Raw genomic sequence first — 19,183 nt, 5'->3', positions numbered from 1 at the left:
TCAGTGCGACCTGTTGTGTATGTGTAAGTCTCCGGCAATGGAGTGTCGAGGCACGAGGGCCCGATCGAGAACGCGAGCCACATGTTCCGCCTCGAGACCGAGGCCATCGTGAATCTGATGTCGGCAGCTTGTCCCGTCGGCGATCACGAGATCGTCCGGCCCGGCGGCGCGCAGGGTCGGGAACAGCGACAGCTCTGCCATGGCGAAGGATGTCTCGATGGATTCCGGCCGATAGCCGAAGGCGCCGGCCATGCCGCAGCAGCTCGATTCGACGACCCGTAGGTCGAGCCCCGGCACGGCCCGGAGCACCGTCTCCACCGAGCCCATCACGCCGAACGACTTCTGGTGGCAATGGCCGTGCAGGTGCGCGACGCGCCCGCCCTGGTCCGCGAACGGTAGCGCGATCCGGCCCGCCGTCAGGTCTGCCGCCAGCAGCTCCTCGAACAGGACGGACTGCCGCGCCAGAAGCGCCGAATCCGCACCGGGGAGTAGCGCTGTGAACTCGTCCCGGAACGTGAGCAGGCAGGATGGTTCCAGGCCGACGACCCGCGCGCCCGCGCGGACGAAGGGCAGAAGCGCGTCGAGGGTTCGGCGCGCCTCCAGCCGGGCCCGGTCCGTCTGGCCGGCGGAGAGCCACGTCCGGCCGCAGCAGAGCGGGCGCCGGCCGCGGGCCGGATAGACCCGATGCAGCCGGTAGCCCGCGGCCAGCAGCACGCGCTCGGCCGCCTCGAGATTCTCCCGCTCGAAGGCGCGGTTGAAGGTGTCGCCGAAGAGGATCACGTCGCGGAAATCCCCCGCGACGTCGTGGGTATGCGCGGGTTCGCCCTGCTCGCTCCAGGGCCGACGCCAGCGCGGCAACGAGCGCCTGGCCGACAGGCCGGCGACGCGCTCCGACAGGGCCGCGAGGGCCGGGTACCGGTCGCGCAGGTTGAGGATCGGCGCGAGCTTCGCGGCCGCCCCGGCATAGAGCGGCATCATGGCGATGAGCCGCTCGCGGAGCGGCAGCCCGTGGCGGGCGTGGTAATGGTGCAGGAACTCGATCTTCATCTTGGCCATGTCCACGCCGGTCGGGCATTCCCGGCGGCAGGCCTTGCAGGAGACGCAGAGATCGAGAGTCCGCTTCATCTCCGGGCTGGTGAAGGCCTCCTTGCCGAGCTGGCCCGAGATGGCGAGCCGCAGGGAATTGGCGCGGCCGCGCGTGAGGTGCTGTTCCTCCCCCGTCACCCGGTAGGACGGGCACATGGCGCCGCCGGCGAGCTTCCGGCAGGTGCCGTTGTTGTTGCACATCTCGACGGCGGAGCCGAAGCCGCCCCAATCCGACCAGTCGAGCGCCGGCTTCATCGGCTCCGTCACCGTGTAGTCCGGCTTGAAGCGGAACAGAGACCGGTCATCCATCGCGAGCGGGCGCACGATCTTGCCGGGGTTCAGGCGGTTCTCGGGATCGAACGCGTCCTTCACGTCCTCGAAGGCGCGCGTCAGGACCGAGCCGAACAGCGGCTCGATGTATTCCGAGCGTGAGATGCCGTCGCCATGCTCGCCGGAATACGAGCCCTTGTAGCGGCGCACCAGCTCGGAGGTCTCCTCCGCGATCGCGCGCATCCGGCGGACGTCGCCAGCCTCCTTCATGTCGAGGATCGGGCGAACGTGCAGGCAGCCCACCGAAGCGTGGGCGTACCACGTGCCGCGGGTGCCGTGCTTGGCGAAGACCGCCGTGACCGCGTCTGTGTAATCGGCGAGGTGCTCCAGCGGGACGGCGCAATCCTCGATGAAGGAGACCGGCTTGGCGTCGCCCTTCATGGACATCATGATGTTGAGGCAGGCCTCGCGAACCTCCCACACCGATTTCTGGCGGGCGGGCTCGACCACCTCCACGACGGCGTCCGGGAAGCCGTGATCGGCCATGCAGGCGTCGAGGCGCTTCAGGTCGCGCGTCACGGCGGCGAGGTCGTCGCCGGCGAATTCGGTGAGCAGCAGGCAGTTCGGCTGTCCGCGGGTGATGTCGGCCAGCGTCGTGCGGAACAGCGGGATATCGGCGCCGAGCACGAGGACGTTGTTGTCGACGAGCTCGACCGCCACCGGGTCCAGGCCGACGATGTGCCGGGTCGTCTCCATGGCGGCCCGGAAGGATGGGAAGTGGCACACGCCCATCACCCGGTGCGTCGGCAGGCGCGAGAGCTTCAGCGTCACCGCCGTGGTCGCGGCCAGCGTGCCCTCGGATCCGACGAGCAGGTGCGCGAGGTTCGGCTGCGCTTCGATCAGCGCGTCGAGGTTGTAGCCGCCGACGCGGCGCTGGACCTTCGGGAAGCGCGCCTCGATCTCCGCGCGGTGGTTCACGGCGAGGCCGCGCATCCTCGCGGCCAGCGCCGCCGCCCGATCCGAGCCGTTCACGCCCGACCGGACGTCACCGGTCAGTCCGAAGCCGAAGGCCTCGCCGTCGTGGAACAGCGCCTCCATCGACAGGACGTTGTCGCTCATCTTGCCGTAGCGCAGGGAGCGGGCGCCGCAGGAATTGTTGCCCGCCATACCGCCGATGGTGCAGCGGGTCGCCGTCGAGGGCTCGACGGGGAAGAACCATCCGTTGGCCTTCACCCGGGCGTTCAGCCGCTCCAGCACCATGCCGGGCTCGACCGTGATCGTGCCCGCCTCCGGATCGTAGGCCCGGACGCCGTTGAAGTACCGCGAGCAGTCGACCACCAGGCCCGACCCGATCGGCTGGCCGTTCTGCGACGTGCCGCCGCCGCGCAGGATCACCGGCGCGCCGTGTTCGGCGGCGATGCGCAGGGTTGCGGCGATGTCGGCCGCGGAGCGCGGCAGCACCACGCCGGCCGGCATGATCTGGTAGATCGACGCGTCCGTGCTGTAGCGTCCACGCGTGAACGCGTCGAACCGCGCCTCGCCCTGGAGTTGCTCCGCCAGCCTGCGCGGCAATCCGGCTTCCAGGCGCGCCGCGGCCCGCGGCGCCGGGGCATGCGCCCTCGCTTCCGTCACGATCGATCCCTCCCGTGATGGGACATGCCCACCTGACGGGAAATGTATTCAAAATTCAGTGCAGAGCAAACCGGCCGAGCTGTCGCGCTGGAGAGCGGGCTCGCGATGCCCTGTGCAGCCGTAGGCCCGGAGGGCCGTCGCAAGGGTTGCTCAGGACACCGCATGTTTCAACCCCGCGGCCGACCCGGGGAACAGGCCTCAGTGGTTGTCCCGCGGCACTCCGGAGACCTGCGCGACCTTCTGGAACTTCACCGCGCCCTTGAGCACCATGCCCTGATCGAGCTGATCGACCTGATCGCGATAGATCTCCTGCCACGGCGTCTGGGTCGCCGGGTAGGGATAGCCGCCGCGCGCCTCCAGATCCGCGCGCCGGCGGGCGAGGTCCTCGGCCGGGAGCAGGATGTCGGCGCTCCGGCGATTGAGGTCGATGCGGATACGGTCGCCGGTCTGCAACAGGGCCAGCCCGCCCCCGGCGGCCGCCTCGGGCGAGGCGTTCAGGATGGCGGGCGTCCCGGAGGTGCCGGATTGCCGGCCGTCGCCGATGCAGGGCAGTGCGGTGACACCGCGCCGGATCAGCGATCCCGGCGGCTGCATGTTCACCACCTCGGCGGCGCCGGGATAGCCGATCGGTCCGGCTCCGCGCATGATCAGGATCGTGTTCTCGTCGATGTCGAGCGCCGGGTCGTCGATCCGTGTGTGGTAGTCCTCCGGTCCGTCGAACACGATGACGCGCCCCTCGAAGGCCATCGGGTCGTTCGGATTGCGCAGGTAGCGGGCCGCGAACTCCTCGGAGATCACGCAGGTCTTCATGATCGCCGAATCGAACAGGGTACCCTTGAGGTTCAGGAAGCCCGCGCGCTCCATCAGCGGCGCGCCATAGGCACGGATCACGTCGCGGTTCCAGCTGTGCCGGCCGCGGTAGTTCTCGCCCACGGTTCGGCCGTTGCAGGTCAGGGCGCCCTCGTGGACCTTCCCGGCGTCGATCAGCTCCGCGAAGACCGCCGGAAGGCCGCCGGCGCGAAAGTACTCCTCGCCGAGCCAGCGTCCGGCGGGCTGCATGTCCACCAGGAGAGGGATCTCGAATCCGACCCGCTCCCAGTCGTCGCACGTCAGCGGTACACCGATATGCTTCGCAATCGCGTTGATGTGGATCGGCGCGTTGGTCGAGCCGCCGATCGCCGCGTTGGCCACGATGGCGTTCTCGAAGGCTTCGCGGGTGAGGATGTCGGAGGGCTTGAGGTCCTCCCAGACCATCTCGACGATGCGTTGGCCGGTGGCGTAGGCGGCTTGCCCGCGCTCGCGGTAGGGGGCCGGGATCGCCGCCGAGCCGGGCAGGGCGAGACCGAGCGCCTCGGCGAGCGCGTTCATCGTGGAGGCCGTGCCCATCGTGTTGCAGTGGCCCGTGGACGGCGCCGAGGATCCGACGATGTCCATGAACTGCTGGAAGTCGATGTCGCCCGCCGCGTGCCGCTCCCGGGCCTTCCAGACGATCGTCCCCGAGCCGGTCAGCTCTTTGTGGAAGTAGCCGTTGAGCATCGGCCCGACATTCAGCGAGATCGCCGGGATGTTGACCGTGGCCGCCGCCATCAGACAGGCCGGCATGGTCTTGTCGCAGCCGGTGAGCAGGACGACGCCGTCGAGGGGATAGCCGTACAGCACCTCCACCAGGGACAGGTAGGCGAGGTTTCGGTCGAGGGACGCGGTCGGACGCTTGCCGGTTTCCTGAATCGGATGGCAGGGGAATTCGAAGGCAACGCCGCCGGCCGCCGTGATGCCTTCCCGGACCCGCTTGGCGAGTTCGAGATGGTGGCGGTTGCAGGGAGACAGGTCGGACCCCGTCTGGGCGATGCCGATCAGAGGTTTGCCCGAACGCAACTCCTCCGGCGTCAGTCCATAGTTGAGGTATCGCTCCAAATAGAGCGCGGTCATGCCGGGATTGTGCGGGTTGTCGAACCACGCCTTGGAGCGCAGGTCAGATGGGGTGATCCGGCGTTTGTCGCTCATGGTCGCTTCCTCGCATCCTGTGGCCGGCGCGGACGGTCCGGCTCCTGTCTTCGGCAGCGGCCGCAGGACGCGCGACCGCGGTCGCGGTCGCGGCGCCCCGGACTCGGTTTTGGATACTCCGGCGCATCAGGCAGGGCAGCCTCATCGGCGCTGGATTGATTTCAGGACAGCATCCGCGTGTCACCGTCGATGGAAATGGCCTGACCCGAGATGGTCCGGCCGCGGGGCGAGCAAAGCAGCAGGATCTGGTCGGCGAGCTGCCGGGCGGTGACGTAGTCCTTGACCGAAACGAACGAGAAGGCGCGGGCTTCCATCTCGGCGAAGCTCGTGCCCTGCTGCTGGGCCTTCGATTCGAGCACCCGGCGCTGCCGGTCGCCGGCCACCAAGCCCGGCAGGATCGCATTCACCCGGATGCCGGACCCGCCGAGTTCGATCGCCAAAGACTTGGTGAAGCCGATGACCCCCCATTTGGCCGCCGCGTAGGGGCTGCGCAGGGCGAAGCCGAACTTGCCGGCCGCCGAGGACAGATTGACGATCGAGGCATTCGGGCTTTGGCGCAGATGGGGCACCGCAAGGCGCGCGCAGTTGAACTGGCTGGTCAGGCACACGGTGAGACATCGGTCCCACTCTTCGGGGGCGATCTCCTCGACCCGGCCGGTCGGGCCGGCGATGCCGGCATTGTTGATCAGCACGTCGAGGCCACCGAGGAACTCGACCGCGCGGTCCATCATCGTGGCGACGCCATCGCGGTCGGCGACATCGGTCCGGATACGGCCGACCGCGTCCGGCAGACCGGCCAGGGCCTCGCTGTCTACGTCGCAGGCGAAGACACGCGCCCCTTCCTCCAGGAAGGCCTCGACGATCCCGCGGCCGATTCCGGCAGCACCCGCCGTCACCAAGACACGCAGGCCGGCAATCCCCAGATCCATGATCAGTCCTCTCCCTGAACGTCCCGCAATCCGCCGCGGGTCAAGATGAACTCCGCGGCTTCCCGGATGTCGGCCGCGATCGCGGCGGCGGCGGCCGCGCCGTCCCGGTTCTCGATCGCCACCACGGCCTCGGCGTGCCGCCGAAGCGCGAAACCCTGGCGCAGCCGCTCCGGATGGGCGCGCAGATCCAGATTGATGACCGGGCCCGCCTTCAGCCAGAGCCGGGCGATGATCTCCTGCAGGGGACCGAGTCCGCAGGCACCGTAGATCGCGAAATGCAGATCGCGGTTGAGTTGCACCGCGCGCGCCCGGTCGGGCTCTGCCGCCTCCGCTTCCGCCCGGAACGCGGCCTCGGTCCGCCGGATCGCTGCGAGTTCAGTGGCGGTCCGGAGCTCGGCCGCACGGGCCACGGCGATGCCCTCCACGGCGATGCGGGTCTCGACCAGGGCCCGGAAGGCGTCCGCGCTCATGACCGGCACCCGGATCACCCGGTTCGGAGCCACTTCCAGCACGCCGTCCGCCGCCAGACGGCTCACCGCCTCGCGGACCGGCATGACCGAGACGCCGAGCGCCGCCGCGCTCTGGCGCAGGGACAGCCGGTCGCCCGGCGCCAGCCGTCCCGAGGCCAGGAGGTCCGACAGCGCTTCGTAGACGGTGTCGGACAGGGTCCGCCGTTCGAGCAGAGGCAGTTCGGCAAGGACCGATGTGGAATTCATATGCCGACCCTAGACGGATCCGGCACTATCGCGCTAGTGATCTGTGATCACAGTTTGGGTGAGGGCCGCCAGAGCCCACAACAACAACCCGGCTGGAGGAAACGCACGGGAGCGGAACGATGACGGACCGGTTCGGGGATTCCCTTTCTCGCCGCAGCCTTCTGAAAGCCGGCGGCGCGGCGCTTCTCACGCCGGCTCTTGCGAGCCCGGCCCTGTCGCAGGGTCAGTCGGACGTGATCCGGATCGGGCACCTGACGCCGCGGACCGGCTTCCTCGGACCGCTCGGCGAGTTCGCCGTGCAGGCGGCGCAGCTCGCGGTCGAGGAGATCAATGCCGCGGGCGGCATCGCGGGTCGGAAGGTCGAGCTTCTCTCCGAGGACAGCGTCAACCCGCAGACCGCCTCGGCCAAGGCCGAGCGCATGGTCCAGCGGGACCGCGTGGCGTGCCTCGTCGGCGAGATCAACTCGGCTTCGGCGCTGGCGATCAGCCAAGTGGCTCAGCGGGAGAAGATCCTGTTCATCAACACCGGCGCCAATTCGGACGCGCTGCGCGGCTCCGACTGCAAGCGCTTCATGTTCCACGTCGAATCGCAGAACACCATGATGGTGCGCGCCTGCGGGCGGGCGCTGCTCGACCGGGGCCTGATCAAGGGTCGCAAGGTCTATGCGCTCACGGCCGACTACGCCTTCGGCCACGACCTGTTGAAGCAGGCCAAGAAATACTTCGCGGCCAACGACGCGACGCTCGTCGGCGAGGATCTGATTCCCACCGAGCTCACGGACTTCTCGCCCTTCCTGCTCAAGCTCCGTCAGGCCAAGCCGGACCTCGTGATCTGCAACCTCGCGGGCGCGCAGATCACCAATTTCCTCAAGCAATACAGCGAGTTCGGCCTGCCGTTCCCGGTCGCCGGCTTCGGCTTCGACACGGCGCTCGCCTGGGGTGCCGGGCCCGGCAACTTCCTCGGAACCTGGCCGGTGATCTGGCATCACCAGATCGACTCGCCCTCGGCGAAGACGTTCGTCGCCGCCTTCAAGGCCAAGTACAAGAAGCCGCCGGAGAACCAGGGCTGGGGCGACTACACCGCACTCAAGATCGTGGCGCAGTCGATGAACGAGGTGAAGGCGACCGAGTCGATCAAGGTCGTCGAGCACCTGGAATCGGGCGCGAAGTTCGACATCGCCAAGGTCCGCGAGGGCTATTTCCGCCCCTGGGACCACGAATTGATGCAGGAGATGTTCGCGATCACCGCCCTGCCGGCGGATCAGGTCAAGAACCCCTACGACATCTTCACCTCGACCGGGCCGCTCCCCGGTCCCGGCGAGAGCCTGGAGGTCCTCGCCACCACCCGTGACGAGAACGCCTGCACCTTCCCGGCGTGAGGCCGTCATGCAGCTCGTCTTCATCCTGGAGCAGGTGCTCAACGGCCTGCTGATCGGCGTGCAGTATCTGCTGATCGCGCTCGGCCTGTCGCTGATCTTCAGCCTCGGCGGCATCGTGAACCTCGCCCACGGTGCCTTCTACGCCATCGGCGCCTACCTGACCGTGCTGCTGACCCCCTCGATCGGTTTCGGCGGCGCCCTCATCGCATCTCCCCTGGCGGTGGGGGTGCTCGGGCTCGTGATCGAGCGCTTCCTGTTGCGGCGCTTCTATCGCGGCGATCCGACCCTCGGTCTGCTCCTCACATTCGGACTCGCCATGGTGGCCGAGCAGGCCCTGCGCATGGCCTTCGGGGCGGCGCCGGTGCCGTTCGGGATCCCGACATGGCTGCGCGGTCAGGTCTTCATCGGCGACCTGATCTACTCGCGCTACCGGCTCTCGATTCTCGTGGTGGCTGTGGCCTGCGTGGCCGGCCTTTGGCTGCTCCTGACCCGCACCAGCTTCGGGCGCGTGGTCCGGGCCGGCGTGCAGAACCCCGACATGGTCGCGGCCCTCGGCATCTCGCTCCGGCCCTACATGACCGCCGTTGTCACCATCGCGGTGGGGCTCGCGGCGCTGGCCGGGACCATGATGGCCCCGGTCACAGGGGTCCAGCCCGCCATGGGCGCCGAGATCCTCACCTTCGCCTTCGTGGTGGTGGTGATCGGCGGCCTCGGCTCTTTCTGGGGGGTGGTGCTCGCCGCGCTGATCGTCGGCGTGGTCCGGGGCCTCACCGCCTACGCCTATCCGCCGGCCACCGAGGCCGCCGTCTACGCCCTCATGGTGCTCGTCCTGCTGCTGCGCCCGCGCGGCCTGTTCGGCGAGCACATCGCCCGGTTCGAGTGAGCGGAGAGCGTCCCATGTCCGGAGCCGCCGAGCCGCTGCCGCTCGCCCTGCCGCAGCGCGGCCTGATTTTGCGCGAGAGCCGCCAGCTCTGGGCGGCGCTCGCCGCCCTCATCGTCCTGCCCTTCGCCCTCGACGCCATCGGCCTGACGCTGATCACCGCCACCGACGTGGTGATCTTCGCCCTGGCCGTGCTCGGCCTGAACATCCTGGTCGGCTGGACCGGGCTCACCTCCTTCGGCCATGGGGCGTGGTTCGGGATCGGCGCCTACGCGGTGGCGATCCTGCAGACGCGGCTTGTCCCCGGCGACATGGCGCTGCCGCTCCTCGGCGCCCTGGCGATCACCGGAGTCGCGGCTCTGGCGGCCGGAGCCCTGATCCTGCGACGGCGGGGTGTCTACTTCTCGCTGCTGACGCTCGCCTTCACGGCGATGCTCTACGCCATCGCGTTCCGCTGGACCGACCTGACCGGCGGCGAGAACGGCATCGGCAACCTGCACCGCTGGGCGGTGCTGCAGGAGCCCGGCGCCTACTACGCGGCGGTGTCGGGTATCGCCTTCGCGGTGCTGGTCGCGCTCTGGCGGTTCCGGCGCTCGCCGATGGGCACGGTACTCGTGGCGATCCGCGAGAACGAGCAGCGTGCCGGCTTCCTCGGCTACGCCACCAACCGCTACAAGCTCGCGGCCTTCGTGATCTCGGCGACGATCACCGGGCTGGCCGGGGCGCTCTCGGCCTACAGTCATCGCTTCACCTCGGCCGACCCGATCTCCATCGCGTTCTCGGGCGAACTGCTCGCCATGGTGGTGATCGGCGGGATGCGCTCGTTCCTCGGGCCGGCCCTCGGCGCGCTGTTCTACATCCTGTTCCGCGAGTTCCTGTCGATCTACACCGCCGACTGGCTGCTGTATTTCGGGCTGCTGTTCGTCGCCTTCATCGTGTTCTCGCCGGACGGGCTGGTCGGCATCGCGGCGCGGCTGCTCAAGCCGTTCCGGCGCGTCCCGACCGAGGGCGCGGCCATGGCGGCCCGCCGCGCCGGCGCCTCGGGCCGCGTCCCGGCGCGCTTCATCGCCGAGGGACGCGGCACGGGACCGGTTCTCGTCGCCGATGCCATCAGGAAGAACTTCGGCCCCGTGAACGCGGTGCGGGGCGTCTCCTTCGCGGTGGCGGACAAGACGCTTCACGCCCTGATCGGCCCCAACGGTGCCGGCAAGACCACGGCCTTCAATCTGCTTTCCGGCATGTTCCGGCCGAGCGGCGGCAGCATCCGCCTCGACGGTCAAGAGATTGCCGGCCTGGAACCGCACGCGATCACCCGGGCCGGACTCGGGCGCTCGTTCCAGATCACCAACCTGTTCCCGGGCCTCTCGGTGGAGGAGAACGTCCGCCTGGCGGTGCAGGCGCGCCACGCGGCGCATTTCAGCCCCTGGCGGGACGCCCTTTCGATCCGCGCGATCGCCGACGACACCGCCGAGCTGCTGCGCTGGACGGGCCTCGCCGGGATCGAGCGGGCCGAGGCCGGCAGCCTGTCCTACGGCGGCCAGCGGCTCCTCGACATGGGGCTGGCGCTGGCCACGCAACCCCGCGTGCTGCTTCTCGACGAGCCGCTCGCCGGCTTGGCCGCCGCCGAGCGCGAGCGCGTCGGCGAGCTGATCAAGGCGCTCTCGGCCGACATCCCGGTCCTGCTCGTGGAGCACGACATCGACCGCGTGTTCCGTCTGGCCGACCGCGTCACCGTGATGGCCGACGGCGCCGTGCTGGTCGACGGCTCCGTCGCGGATGCCCGGGACGATGCCCGGGTCCAGGCGGTTTATCTCGGATCGGGCACGGCGGCGATCGCCGCGAAGCCGCGCGCCAGCGCCGCCGAGGCCGAGACGCTGCTCGCCATGGAGGGCGTCGATACCTTCTATGGCAAGTCGCACATCCTCAACGGGGTCAACCTCACGGTGAACCGGGGCGAGGTGGTGGCGCTCCTCGGCCGCAACGGCGCCGGCAAGTCGACCCTGCTCAAGACGTTGATCGGCACAGCATCGCCGGCCGCCGGCCGGATCGTGCTCGCCAACCGGGACATCGCGGGCCTCTCGCCCGACAAGATCGCCCGGCTCGGCATCGGCTACGTGCCGCAGGGGCGGGCGCTGTTCGCCGGGATGAGCGTCGCGGAGAATCTGGGCCTCGGTCGTCTGCGGCGGCTCACCGGTGCCGGCATCCATTGGGACGAGGAGAAGGTTCTGGAGTTCTTCCCGCGGCTCAAGGAGCGCTGGACCGTCGATGCCGCCCGCCTGTCGGGTGGCGAGCAGCAGATGGTGGCGGTGGCCCGCGCGCTGTCGGGCGATACGCGGCTCCTGCTTCTCGACGAGCCGTTCGAAGGCCTGTCGCCGGCCGTGACCGAAGAGCTGTTCGAGGCCTTCGACCGGCTGCGCCGCGAGATCGCGATCATCCTGGTGGACCATCACCTCGATCTGGCGCTGGCCCTGTCCGACCGGACCGTGGCGCTGGAGCGGGGCAGCGTGCAGTGGGCGGGCGAGTCGCGCCTCTTGCGCGAAGATCAGGAGCTGAGACGGAAGGTGCTGTGGCTATGACCGAAAGCGTCGCAATCGTCGGCGCCGGCCTGATCGGCCGGGCCTGGGCGATGATCTTCGCCCGCGCCGGCTGGGACGTGCGGCTGTTCGATTCCGCCGAGGGCGTCGCCGAGGCTGCGCTCCCGCTCTGCGCCGAAGGACTCCGCACCCTGGCGGCCAACGGGCTCTGTACCGATCCGGAGGGAGCTGCCGGGCGCATCCGGAGCGCGGGGAGTCTCGCCGCCGCCCTCGACGGTGTGGACTTCGTCCAGGAGAACGGGCCCGAACGGCTCGACGTCAAGCGGACCCTCTTTGCCGAACTCGATGCCCACGCGCCGCGGGACGCGGTGATCGCGTCGTCCTCATCGGCCATCCGCTGCTCGCTGTTCACCGAGGATCTGCCGGGCCGGGCGCGCTGCCTCATCGGCCATCCGGTGAATCCGCCGCACCTGATCCCGCTCGTGGAGATCTCCGGCGCGCCCTGGACCGATCCGGCGGCTCTGGCACGAGCGCGAGCGGTGTACGAGGCCATCGGACAGGTCCCCATCACGGTGCTGAAGGAGATCGAGGGCTTCATCCTCAACCGGCTCCAGGGCGCCCTGCTGGCGGAGGCGTTCCGTCTCGCCTCGGAGGGCTATGTCACCCCGCAGGATCTCGACAAGACCGTCGCGGACGGGCTCGGCCTGCGCTGGAGCTTCATGGGACCGTTCGAGACGATCGAGCTGAACGCGCCGGGCGGCATCGCCGATTACTGCGCCCGCTATACCGGCTTCTACAAAAGCCTGGCCGCCGATCCGGCGCCGCCTTCGGTCTACGAGGCGCCGGCCACCGAGGCGATCCTGGCCAAGTGGCAGCCGCCGGACGATCTACCCGCACGCATGAACCGCCGCGACACGCGGCTGGCGGCGCTCCGGGCCCACAAGGCATCACAGAAGGACTGAGCATGGCCTCACAGCGGAAAGTCATCATCACCTGCGCGGTGACGGGCGCGATCCACACGCCCAGCATGTCGCCGCACCTGCCCGTGACGCCCGAGGAGATCGCCGACGCCGCCATCGGCGCCGCCGAGGCCGGCGCCGCCATCGTGCATCTGCATGCCCGCAATCCGGTGAACGGCCAGCCCGACCAGACACCCGAGGCCTTCGCCAAGTTCCTGCCGGTGATCAAGCAGCGCTCGAACTGCGTGGTGAACATCACCACCGGCGGCGCGCCGACCATGTCGATCGAGGAGCGGGTGCGCCCGGCCGCGACCTTTCAGCCGGAGGTCGCCTCCCTGAACCTCGGCTCGATGAATTTCGGCCTGTTCGGGATGCTCGACCGCTTCAAGGACCTGAAGCATCAGTGGGAGCGGGACTATCTCGGCAACAAGGACATCATCTTCCGCAACACCTTCGGCCAGATCGAGCACATCCTGACGACCTGTGGTCCGAACGGGACGAAATTCGAGTTCGAGTGCTACGACACCGCGCATCTCTACAATCTGAAATATTTTTTCGACCGCGGCCTCGTGCAGGCGCCGCTGTTCATCCAGACGGTGTTCGGACTGCAGGGCGGGATCGGCGCGCATCCCGACGACGTGATGCACATGAAGCGCACCGCCGATCGGCTGTTCGGCGATCAGTACCGCTGGTCGGTGCTCGGGGCGGGCCGCAACCAGATGAACATCGCCGCCATGGCGGCCGCGATGGGCGGCAACGTCCGCGTCGGCCTTGAGGACAGCCTGTGGGACGGGCCCGGCAAGCTCGCCGAGACCAACGCCGCGCAGGTGCGCCGCGTCCGGTCGATCATCGAGGGGCTCGGCCTCGCCGTCGCGTCGCCCGATGAGGCGCGCGAGATGCTGGCGCTGAAGGGCGGCGACAAGGTCGCGTTCTGACAGCGCGTCCTGCCTATCGGGACAGTGCGTCGCGATTGGCGAAGCGCACTGTCCCCCGCCGCGGGGTTTCGCGATCCCGTGCCCTCCTGGCGACCAGGGCAAAGCCGCTCAGCGGAGCGAGACATCGGCGAGCGTGCCCGGCTGGATGCTCCCGCTCCGCGCAAAAGCCGGGTCGGCAGCCTCTCAAGGCTGACCGAACACCCGTTCGAGATCCGCCTCGATGACGCCGTCGATCTCCAGGATCTTCAACCGGCTCTGATCGCCGGCGACGATGCGGACCGAGCGGCGTCCGACCTTGAGCGCCTTGGCGATCATCGCCACGAGGGCCTCGTTGGCGGCACCCTCCACCGGTGGCGCCGCGACGCGCGCCTTCAGGTAGGGCTGGCCCTTCTCGTCCCGTGCCCAGCCCTCCGCCACGTCGCGGCCGCCACGCGGCGTGAGGCGGACAGCCAGCCGGGTCACCACGGGCGATCTCTCAGAAGATCTTGCCCGGATTCAACCGCCCGTCCGGATCGAGCGCCCGCTTGACCATCCGCATCACGGCGATCTCCTCAGGCGAGCGCGACAGTTTCAGCTTGCTCCGCTTCTCCAGCCCGATCCCGTGCTCTGCCGAGACGGAGCCGTTCAGCTCCGCGAGGGGCTCGTAGATCGCCGCGTCGATGGCGGCGTTGCCGGCGACGTCGAGGCGGGTCGTATTCCAGTGCAGGTTGTTGTCGCCGATATGCCCATAGACGACGGCCCGGCAGCCCGGGATTGCCGCGAGCCGGTCGAGCGCTCCGCGGACGTAGCCATCCATCCGCGACAGCGGCACGCTGACGTCGAAAGCGCGTTCGATCCCGTCGGCATTCAGATGCTCCACGCGGTCGCGGATGCGCCACATGCCCCGGCGCTGCTCCTCCGAGGCGGCGACGGCGGCGTCGAGGATCGTGCCTTCGCCCATCAGCCCTTCGAGGAGGCTCAGAAAACGGTCCGATTCCTCGGCGACACACTCGATCTCGATGATCGCGTAGAACGGATAGTCATGGCCGAGAGGCGGGGTCGCCCGTCCGGGTGCCGTCATCAGGCGGTAGAAATCCGGCCACAGACCCTCGAAGGAGGACACGCGTCCCTGGAAGGCGCTTTGGGCTGCCCGCAGCACCCGCGCGCCGTCATCCACCCCCGGGCAGGCGATGAGTGCCGTCGCGTAGCCGGCCGGCTCGGGGCGCATGCGCAGGACGGCCCGCGTGACGATGCCCAGCGTGCCTTCGGTGCCGAGGAACAGCTGCTTCAGGTCGAGCCCGGTGTTGTTCTTGATGAGGGGGCGCATGGACGACACCACGGTGCCGTCGGCGAGCACGGCCTCCAGGCCGAGCACCATCTCCCGCATCATGCCGTAGCGCAGGACGCGCAGGCCCCCGGCATTGGTCGAGATCGCGCCGCCGATGGTCGCCGAGCCGCGGGCGCCGAGGTCCAGGGGAAAGAACAGCCCGGCCGCCGACGCCGCGTCCTGCACGCTCTCGATGGTGGCGCCGGTCCCGACCACCACCGTCATGCCCAGCGGATCCACCGGCTCGATGCCGGTCATCCGCTCCGTCGACAGCGTGATCTCGTCAGGCTGGCAGAGCGTCCCGTCGACGAGGCCGGTGGCTCCGCCGCGGGGCACCACGGCGACGCCGGATTCGTGGCACGCTGCCATGACCGCGCTGGTCTCCTGCGTGCTGCGGGGTCGAACGAGTGCCAGAGCGGCGCAAGGCTCGGCCGGGCGCGTCCAGTTGGCCGAGCGCCCGCGGAGCTCCGCGCCCGTGACGAGGCCGGACGGTCCGACGATCGCGGCGAGGCGGTCGAGGAAGGCGGCGTCGGTCATCGGCATCATCTCAGGCTTGGTCTGGTCGCCGCGTCGGGCGGCACTCCGCGCGACGCTCTCTCATAGAATCTTCCGCGCCGCGAGGTTTCGCATCAGTGCGCGGGCGCCGAACGTCCAGGGCTCGCAGGCATCGCAGGGGCGCATGCGGTTGACGAGGCTGCCGAGCTCCGGGCTCGCCACCACGACGCGGTCGCCCTCGGCATGGGTGAAGCCGAGGCCGGGCCCGTGCCGGTCCTGGATCGGCGCGAACATCGTGCCGAGGAGGAGCAGGGCCCCATCCGGGTAATTGTGCGTGCGCCCCATGAGCGCCTCCGCGAGTTCCTCCGGATCGCGGCTGATCTCGGCGAGCGGCGAGGTGCCCTCAAGCCGGAAGCCATCCGTCCCGGAGACTTCGAGGGTCACCGTGGTCCGGCGGACATCGTCGAGACCGAACGTGTCGTCGAACAGGCGGAGGAACGGGCCGACGGCGCAGGAGGCGTTGTTGTCCTTGGCTTTGCCGAGGAGCAGCGCCGATCGCCCTTCGAAGTCGCGCAGATTCACGTCGTTGGCGAGGGTCGCGCCGACGATTCGCTGGTCGGAGGCGATGGCGAGGGCCATTTCGGGTTCGGGATTGTTCCAGCGCGAATCCGGGTGCAGGCCCGCATCCGCGCCGCACCCCACCGCCGAGAGCGGCTGTGCCTTGGTGAAGATCTCGGCATCGGGGCCGATGCCGACCTCGAGATACTGGCTCCAGGCCCCTTGCGCGACCAGCACCGCCTTGAGCGCCGTGGCCTCGGGCGATCCGGGCTTCAGCCGACGCAGGTCGTGGCCGACCAAGCGCTCGACCTCGGCACGGATCGCCGCAGCGGCGGCGAGATCGCCCCGGGCGCGCTCCTCGATGACCCGCTCCAGCATGGAGGTGGCGAAGGTCACGCCGGCCGCCTTAAGCGCCTGCAGATCCACCGGTGCGAGGAGCCAGGGCCGGGCCGGGTCGCGGTCATCCGGCGGCGTGTTCGCCAAGATGGCGTCCAGGCCTCCGAGATCCTCGCCCGCCGCGCCGCGCAGGGCCGTTCCCGGGTCGCGCGCCTCGCACAGGTCGCTGACCGTCGGGAAGGCCGCGGTGATGTCGACGACGCGAGCCTCACCCACGGAATCGGCGCGGATCGCCACGACGCTCGGCCCGGCCGCATCGGGACGCCAGACCCGGCCCACGAGCGCGCCACGGCATCCGTCGGCGGGGAGGATCCCCCGTGCAGTCAGACCCGATGACGACATGCGCTCACCTCTCTCGGATGTCCGGGAACCGGGCAGCCCGCTGCGACGGGGGTCCGGTGCCACGATTCCGGATCGGCCTGCCGGCAGCGAGGCCGGATCGCGGTCCCATATCATCCCCGGCGCGCCGAGACGCGACGGTTGGTTTCACCGCGGCGCCCTCGTCACGGGTACAGATCGCGCCGCCTGACAGAACGAAGATTATCTGTAGCTTTACCCAGGTCCCCGCTTGCTTTCCCCCGGCCCCTCCTTTGTACTGCCGCCCTAGAGCCGCCGATAGAGCGGCCTTGATCGGGAGGAAGCATGGCCTCGGTGGGAATCCGCGAGGTTCGCAAGGCTTTCGGGTCGACGAACGTCCTGCACGGCGTGTCCGTGGACATCCGGGACGGGGAATTCGTGATCCTGGTCGGTCCGTCGGGGTGCGGAAAATCGACGCTTCTGCGTATGATCGCCGGGCTGGAAAATATCTCCGGCGGCGAAATCCGGATCGGCGAGCGCGTCGTGAATGATGTTCCGCCGAAGGAGCGGGACATCGCCATGGTGTTCCAGAATTACGCGCTCTACCCGCATCTCACGGTCCGCGAGAACATGGCGTTCTCGATGCGGATCCGGAAGGCCGCGGCCTCCGAGATCGACCTGCGCGTGAACAAGGCGGCGCAGATCCTCGGTCTCACCCACCTGCTCGACCGTTACCCACGCCAGCTCTCCGGCGGCCAGCGCCAGCGCGTCGCCATGGGCCGGGCGATCGTGCGCGACCCGCAGGTGTTCCTGTTCGACGAGCCGCTCTCGAATCTCGACGCCAAGCTGCGCGTGGCGATGCGCACCGAGATCAAGGAGCTGCACCAGCGCCTGAAGACGACGACCATCTACGTCACCCACGACCAGATCGAGGCGATGACCATGGCCGACCGGATCGTGGTGATGCACGACGGGGTCGTGGAGCAGATCGGGCCGCCCCTCGAACTCTACGACCGGCCCGACAACCTGTTCGTCGCGGGCTTCATCGGCTCGCCGGCCATGAATTTCGTGCCCGGGAAGGTCCGGGCGAACGGACGTCTCACCTTCACCACCGAGACCGGCCTGACGATCCCGCTTGCCGACGCCCCCTCCGGCGTCGAGGGGCGCCCCCTCATCCTGGGCGTCCGGCCCGAGCATTTCGACCTCGCATCCGACGGGATCGCAGCCGAGGTGGTGGTCGTGGAGCCGACCGGATCCGAGACCATGCTGGCGGTCCGGGCCCTCGGCCAGGAGCTCACCTGCGTGCTGCGCGAGCGCGTGCGCGAGCGGCCGGGCGAGACCGTCTCCCTGCGTCCGAACCGCGTGCATTTCTTCGACGCCGAGACCGGCCGTCGCCTGCCGAACTGACCTGCATCGGGGCCGATGCGGGCGCGCGCGCGGCGCGCACCTGAAGCAGATTCACTGAGGGAGAAGAACCGATGCCCGTTCTCGACCGCCGTTCCCTCCTCGCCGGTGCCGCCGCGACCGGCCTCGCCGGCGGCGACCTCCTCGGCTTCGCCCGGGCCTGGGCGCAGAGCACCGAGTGGAAGCCCGAGCCCGGCGCCAGCCTGTCGCTCCTGCGCTGGAAGCGCTTCGTGCCGAGCGAGGACGAGGCGTTCATGAAGATGGTCGACGCCTTCACCAAGGCGACGGGCGTCAAGGTCACGGTGACCAACGAATCCTTCGACGACATCCAGCCCAAGGCATCGGTGGCCGCCAATACCGGACAGGGCCCCGACATGGTCTGGGGCCTGTTCTCGTTCCCGGCACTCTTCCCCGACAAGTGCCTGCCGCTGGAGGACGTGGCGGACGCGCTCGCCAAGAAATACGGGCCCTGGTTCCCGTCGGCGGAGGCCTACGGCAAGGTCAAGGGCAAGTGGATCGCGATCCCCGTCGCCTTCAACGGCGGCTATCCGAACTACCGCATCTCGGCGATGAAGAAGGCCGGTTTCGACAAGTTCCCCACCGACACGGCCGGATTCCTCGAACTCTGTCGGGGCCTGAAGAAGAACAACACGCCGGCGGGCTTCGCGCTGGGTCACGCCACGGGCGACGGCAACACGTGGTGCCACTGGGCCCTCTGGTCCCACGGCGCCAACCTCGTGGACGCCAACGAGAAGATCGTGATCAACTCGCCCGAGACCGCCAAGGCGCTGGAATACGTCAAATCCCTCTACGAGACCTTCGTGCCCGGCACGGTGTCGTGGAACGACTCGTCGAACAACAAGGCGTTCCTCGCCGGCGACCTATACCTCACCAACAACGGCATCTCGATCTACGCCGCGGCCAAGAAGGACAACCCGAAGCTCGCCGAGGACATGGACCACGCCGTCTGGCCGATCGGACCCGCCGGCAAGCCCACCGAGTTCCAGCTCGCCTTCCCGATCCTGGCCTTCAAGTACTCGAAGGCGCCGAACGCCTGTAAGGCCTTCATCAGCTTCATGATGGAGGCAGCGAACTACAATCCCTGGCTCGAAGCTGCGCAAGGCTACCTGTGCGAGCCGCTGTCGAACTACCCCAAGAACCCGATCTGGACGAGCGACCCGAAGAACGCGGTCTTCGCCGAGGCCGGCCGGCGCTCCCTCGCGGCTGGCGGCCTCGCACCGGTCAGCGAGCGCATCGCCGCGGTGCTCGCCGACTTCGTGATCGTCGACATGTTCGCGAGCCACTGCACCGGCCGTGAGGACGTGAAGGGCGCGATCAAGAACGCTGAACGCGCAGCGACCCGCATCTTCCGGAACACCTGAGCGCGGCTGCCGGAGGCGAGA

Annotated in this window: 14 protein-coding genes; 7 read left to right on the top strand and 7 right to left on the bottom strand. The window is 69.1% G+C overall.

Translation table 11 applies throughout. The annotated features are described in order from the left end of the window. The 4 genes from GGQ91_RS06680 to GGQ91_RS06665 form a co-directional block, all read right to left on the bottom strand. Entirely contained in the window at positions 1 to 2,988 is a 2,988-nt protein-coding gene (locus GGQ91_RS06680; protein ID WP_182591636.1) for an FAD-linked oxidase C-terminal domain-containing protein, read from the bottom strand. Between the two features lie 198 nt (positions 2,989 to 3,186). Continuing rightward, entirely contained in the window at positions 3,187 to 4,992 is a 1,806-nt protein-coding gene (locus GGQ91_RS06675) for an IlvD/Edd family dehydratase (protein ID WP_182591635.1), read from the bottom strand. Between the two features lie 161 nt (positions 4,993 to 5,153). Then, a complete protein-coding gene (locus GGQ91_RS06670; RefSeq protein ID WP_043380039.1) occupies positions 5,154 to 5,921 on the bottom strand; it encodes an SDR family oxidoreductase in 768 nt (255 codons plus the stop codon). Positions 5,922 to 5,923: 2 nt separating this feature from the next. Further along, positions 5,924 to 6,637, bottom strand: a complete 714-nt coding sequence (locus tag GGQ91_RS06665) for a GntR family transcriptional regulator (RefSeq protein WP_043353275.1) — start codon at positions 6,635 to 6,637, stop codon at positions 5,924 to 5,926. Between the two features lie 119 nt (positions 6,638 to 6,756). Here GGQ91_RS06665 and GGQ91_RS06660 point away from each other — a divergent pair, with 119 nt between their 5' ends. The 5 genes from GGQ91_RS06660 to GGQ91_RS06640 are packed head-to-tail and all read left to right on the top strand — an operon-like array spanning position 6,757 to position 13,324. Further along, complete coding sequence (locus GGQ91_RS06660) at positions 6,757 to 8,016, top strand: ABC transporter substrate-binding protein (RefSeq protein ID WP_182591634.1); 1,260 nt, start codon at positions 6,757 to 6,759, stop codon at positions 8,014 to 8,016. Between the two features lie 7 nt (positions 8,017 to 8,023). Further along, positions 8,024 to 8,899, top strand: a complete 876-nt coding sequence (locus GGQ91_RS06655) for a branched-chain amino acid ABC transporter permease (RefSeq protein ID WP_043353271.1) — start codon at positions 8,024 to 8,026, stop codon at positions 8,897 to 8,899. A 14-nt stretch (positions 8,900 to 8,913) separates the two neighbouring features. After that, the gene (locus tag GGQ91_RS06650) at positions 8,914 to 11,472 is read left to right on the top strand and encodes a branched-chain amino acid ABC transporter ATP-binding protein/permease (RefSeq protein WP_182591633.1); all 2,559 of its coding nucleotides are present in this window, start codon (positions 8,914 to 8,916) and stop codon (positions 11,470 to 11,472) included. Next, complete coding sequence (locus GGQ91_RS06645) at positions 11,469 to 12,392, top strand: 3-hydroxyacyl-CoA dehydrogenase (RefSeq protein ID WP_182591816.1); 924 nt, start codon at positions 11,469 to 11,471, stop codon at positions 12,390 to 12,392. Before GGQ91_RS06650 ends, GGQ91_RS06645 begins: the two co-directional genes overlap by 4 nt. 2 nt (positions 12,393 to 12,394) lie before the next feature. Next, positions 12,395 to 13,324, top strand: a complete 930-nt coding sequence (locus GGQ91_RS06640; RefSeq protein ID WP_043380028.1) for a 3,5-dioxohexanoate:acetyl-CoA acetone transferase — start codon at positions 12,395 to 12,397, stop codon at positions 13,322 to 13,324. 183 nt (positions 13,325 to 13,507) lie between these two features. Here GGQ91_RS06640 and GGQ91_RS06635 read toward each other — a convergent pair whose 3' ends face one another. The 3 genes from GGQ91_RS06635 to GGQ91_RS06625 are packed head-to-tail and all read right to left on the bottom strand — an operon-like array spanning position 13,508 to position 16,421. After that, entirely contained in the window at positions 13,508 to 13,789 is a 282-nt protein-coding gene (locus tag GGQ91_RS06635; protein ID WP_043380025.1) for a DUF167 family protein, read from the bottom strand. A gap of 10 nt (positions 13,790 to 13,799) precedes the next feature. Beyond that, positions 13,800 to 15,167: an FAD-binding oxidoreductase gene (locus GGQ91_RS06630; RefSeq protein ID WP_246410593.1), complete on the bottom strand. Its 1,368-nt coding sequence runs from the start codon at positions 15,165 to 15,167 to the stop codon at positions 13,800 to 13,802. 60 nt (positions 15,168 to 15,227) lie between these two features. Continuing rightward, positions 15,228 to 16,421, bottom strand: coding sequence for a fumarylacetoacetate hydrolase family protein (locus tag GGQ91_RS06625; protein WP_182591631.1), 1,194 nt, complete (start codon positions 16,419 to 16,421; stop codon positions 15,228 to 15,230). 300 nt (positions 16,422 to 16,721) lie between these two features. Between GGQ91_RS06625 and GGQ91_RS06620 the strand changes: the two genes are divergently transcribed. Together GGQ91_RS06620 and GGQ91_RS06615 are read left to right on the top strand one after the other, a co-directional pair. Then, entirely contained in the window at positions 16,722 to 17,783 is a 1,062-nt protein-coding gene (locus GGQ91_RS06620; RefSeq protein ID WP_043380019.1) for an ABC transporter ATP-binding protein, read from the top strand. Between the two features lie 71 nt (positions 17,784 to 17,854). Then, entirely contained in the window at positions 17,855 to 19,162 is a 1,308-nt protein-coding gene (locus GGQ91_RS06615) for an ABC transporter substrate-binding protein (RefSeq protein ID WP_182591630.1), read from the top strand. The last annotated feature ends 21 nt before the right edge of the window (positions 19,163 to 19,183 follow it).

The sequence above is a fragment of the Methylobacterium fujisawaense genome (genome assembly GCF_014138435.1).
GTDB classification, from domain to species: domain Bacteria; phylum Pseudomonadota; class Alphaproteobacteria; order Rhizobiales; family Beijerinckiaceae; genus Methylobacterium; species Methylobacterium fujisawaense.
Note: the sequence above shows the minus strand (reverse complement) of the source record. Positions and strands in the feature narration are given on the sequence as shown.

Excerpts from the sequence above, each read along its gene's own strand:
- GGQ91_RS06630 (WP_246410593.1), bottom strand. The coding sequence starts at position 15,167 with ATGACCGACGCCGCCTTCCTCGACCGCCTCGCCGCGATCGTCGGACCG.
- GGQ91_RS06660 (WP_182591634.1), top strand. The coding sequence starts at position 6,757 with ATGACGGACCGGTTCGGGGATTCCCTTTCTCGCCGCAGCCTTCTGAAA.
- GGQ91_RS06650 (WP_182591633.1), top strand. The coding sequence starts at position 8,914 with ATGTCCGGAGCCGCCGAGCCGCTGCCGCTCGCCCTGCCGCAGCGCGGC.
- GGQ91_RS06625 (WP_182591631.1), bottom strand. The coding sequence starts at position 16,421 with ATGTCGTCATCGGGTCTGACTGCACGGGGGATCCTCCCCGCCGACGGA.
- GGQ91_RS06640 (WP_043380028.1), top strand. The coding sequence starts at position 12,395 with ATGGCCTCACAGCGGAAAGTCATCATCACCTGCGCGGTGACGGGCGCG.
- GGQ91_RS06645 (WP_182591816.1), top strand. The coding sequence starts at position 11,469 with ATGACCGAAAGCGTCGCAATCGTCGGCGCCGGCCTGATCGGCCGGGCC.
- GGQ91_RS06615 (WP_182591630.1), top strand. The coding sequence starts at position 17,855 with ATGCCCGTTCTCGACCGCCGTTCCCTCCTCGCCGGTGCCGCCGCGACC.
- GGQ91_RS06655 (WP_043353271.1), top strand. The coding sequence starts at position 8,024 with ATGCAGCTCGTCTTCATCCTGGAGCAGGTGCTCAACGGCCTGCTGATC.
- GGQ91_RS06675 (WP_182591635.1), bottom strand. The coding sequence starts at position 4,992 with ATGAGCGACAAACGCCGGATCACCCCATCTGACCTGCGCTCCAAGGCG.
- GGQ91_RS06620 (WP_043380019.1), top strand. The coding sequence starts at position 16,722 with ATGGCCTCGGTGGGAATCCGCGAGGTTCGCAAGGCTTTCGGGTCGACG.
- GGQ91_RS06665 (WP_043353275.1), bottom strand. The coding sequence starts at position 6,637 with ATGAATTCCACATCGGTCCTTGCCGAACTGCCTCTGCTCGAACGGCGG.
- GGQ91_RS06670 (WP_043380039.1), bottom strand. The coding sequence starts at position 5,921 with ATGGATCTGGGGATTGCCGGCCTGCGTGTCTTGGTGACGGCGGGTGCT.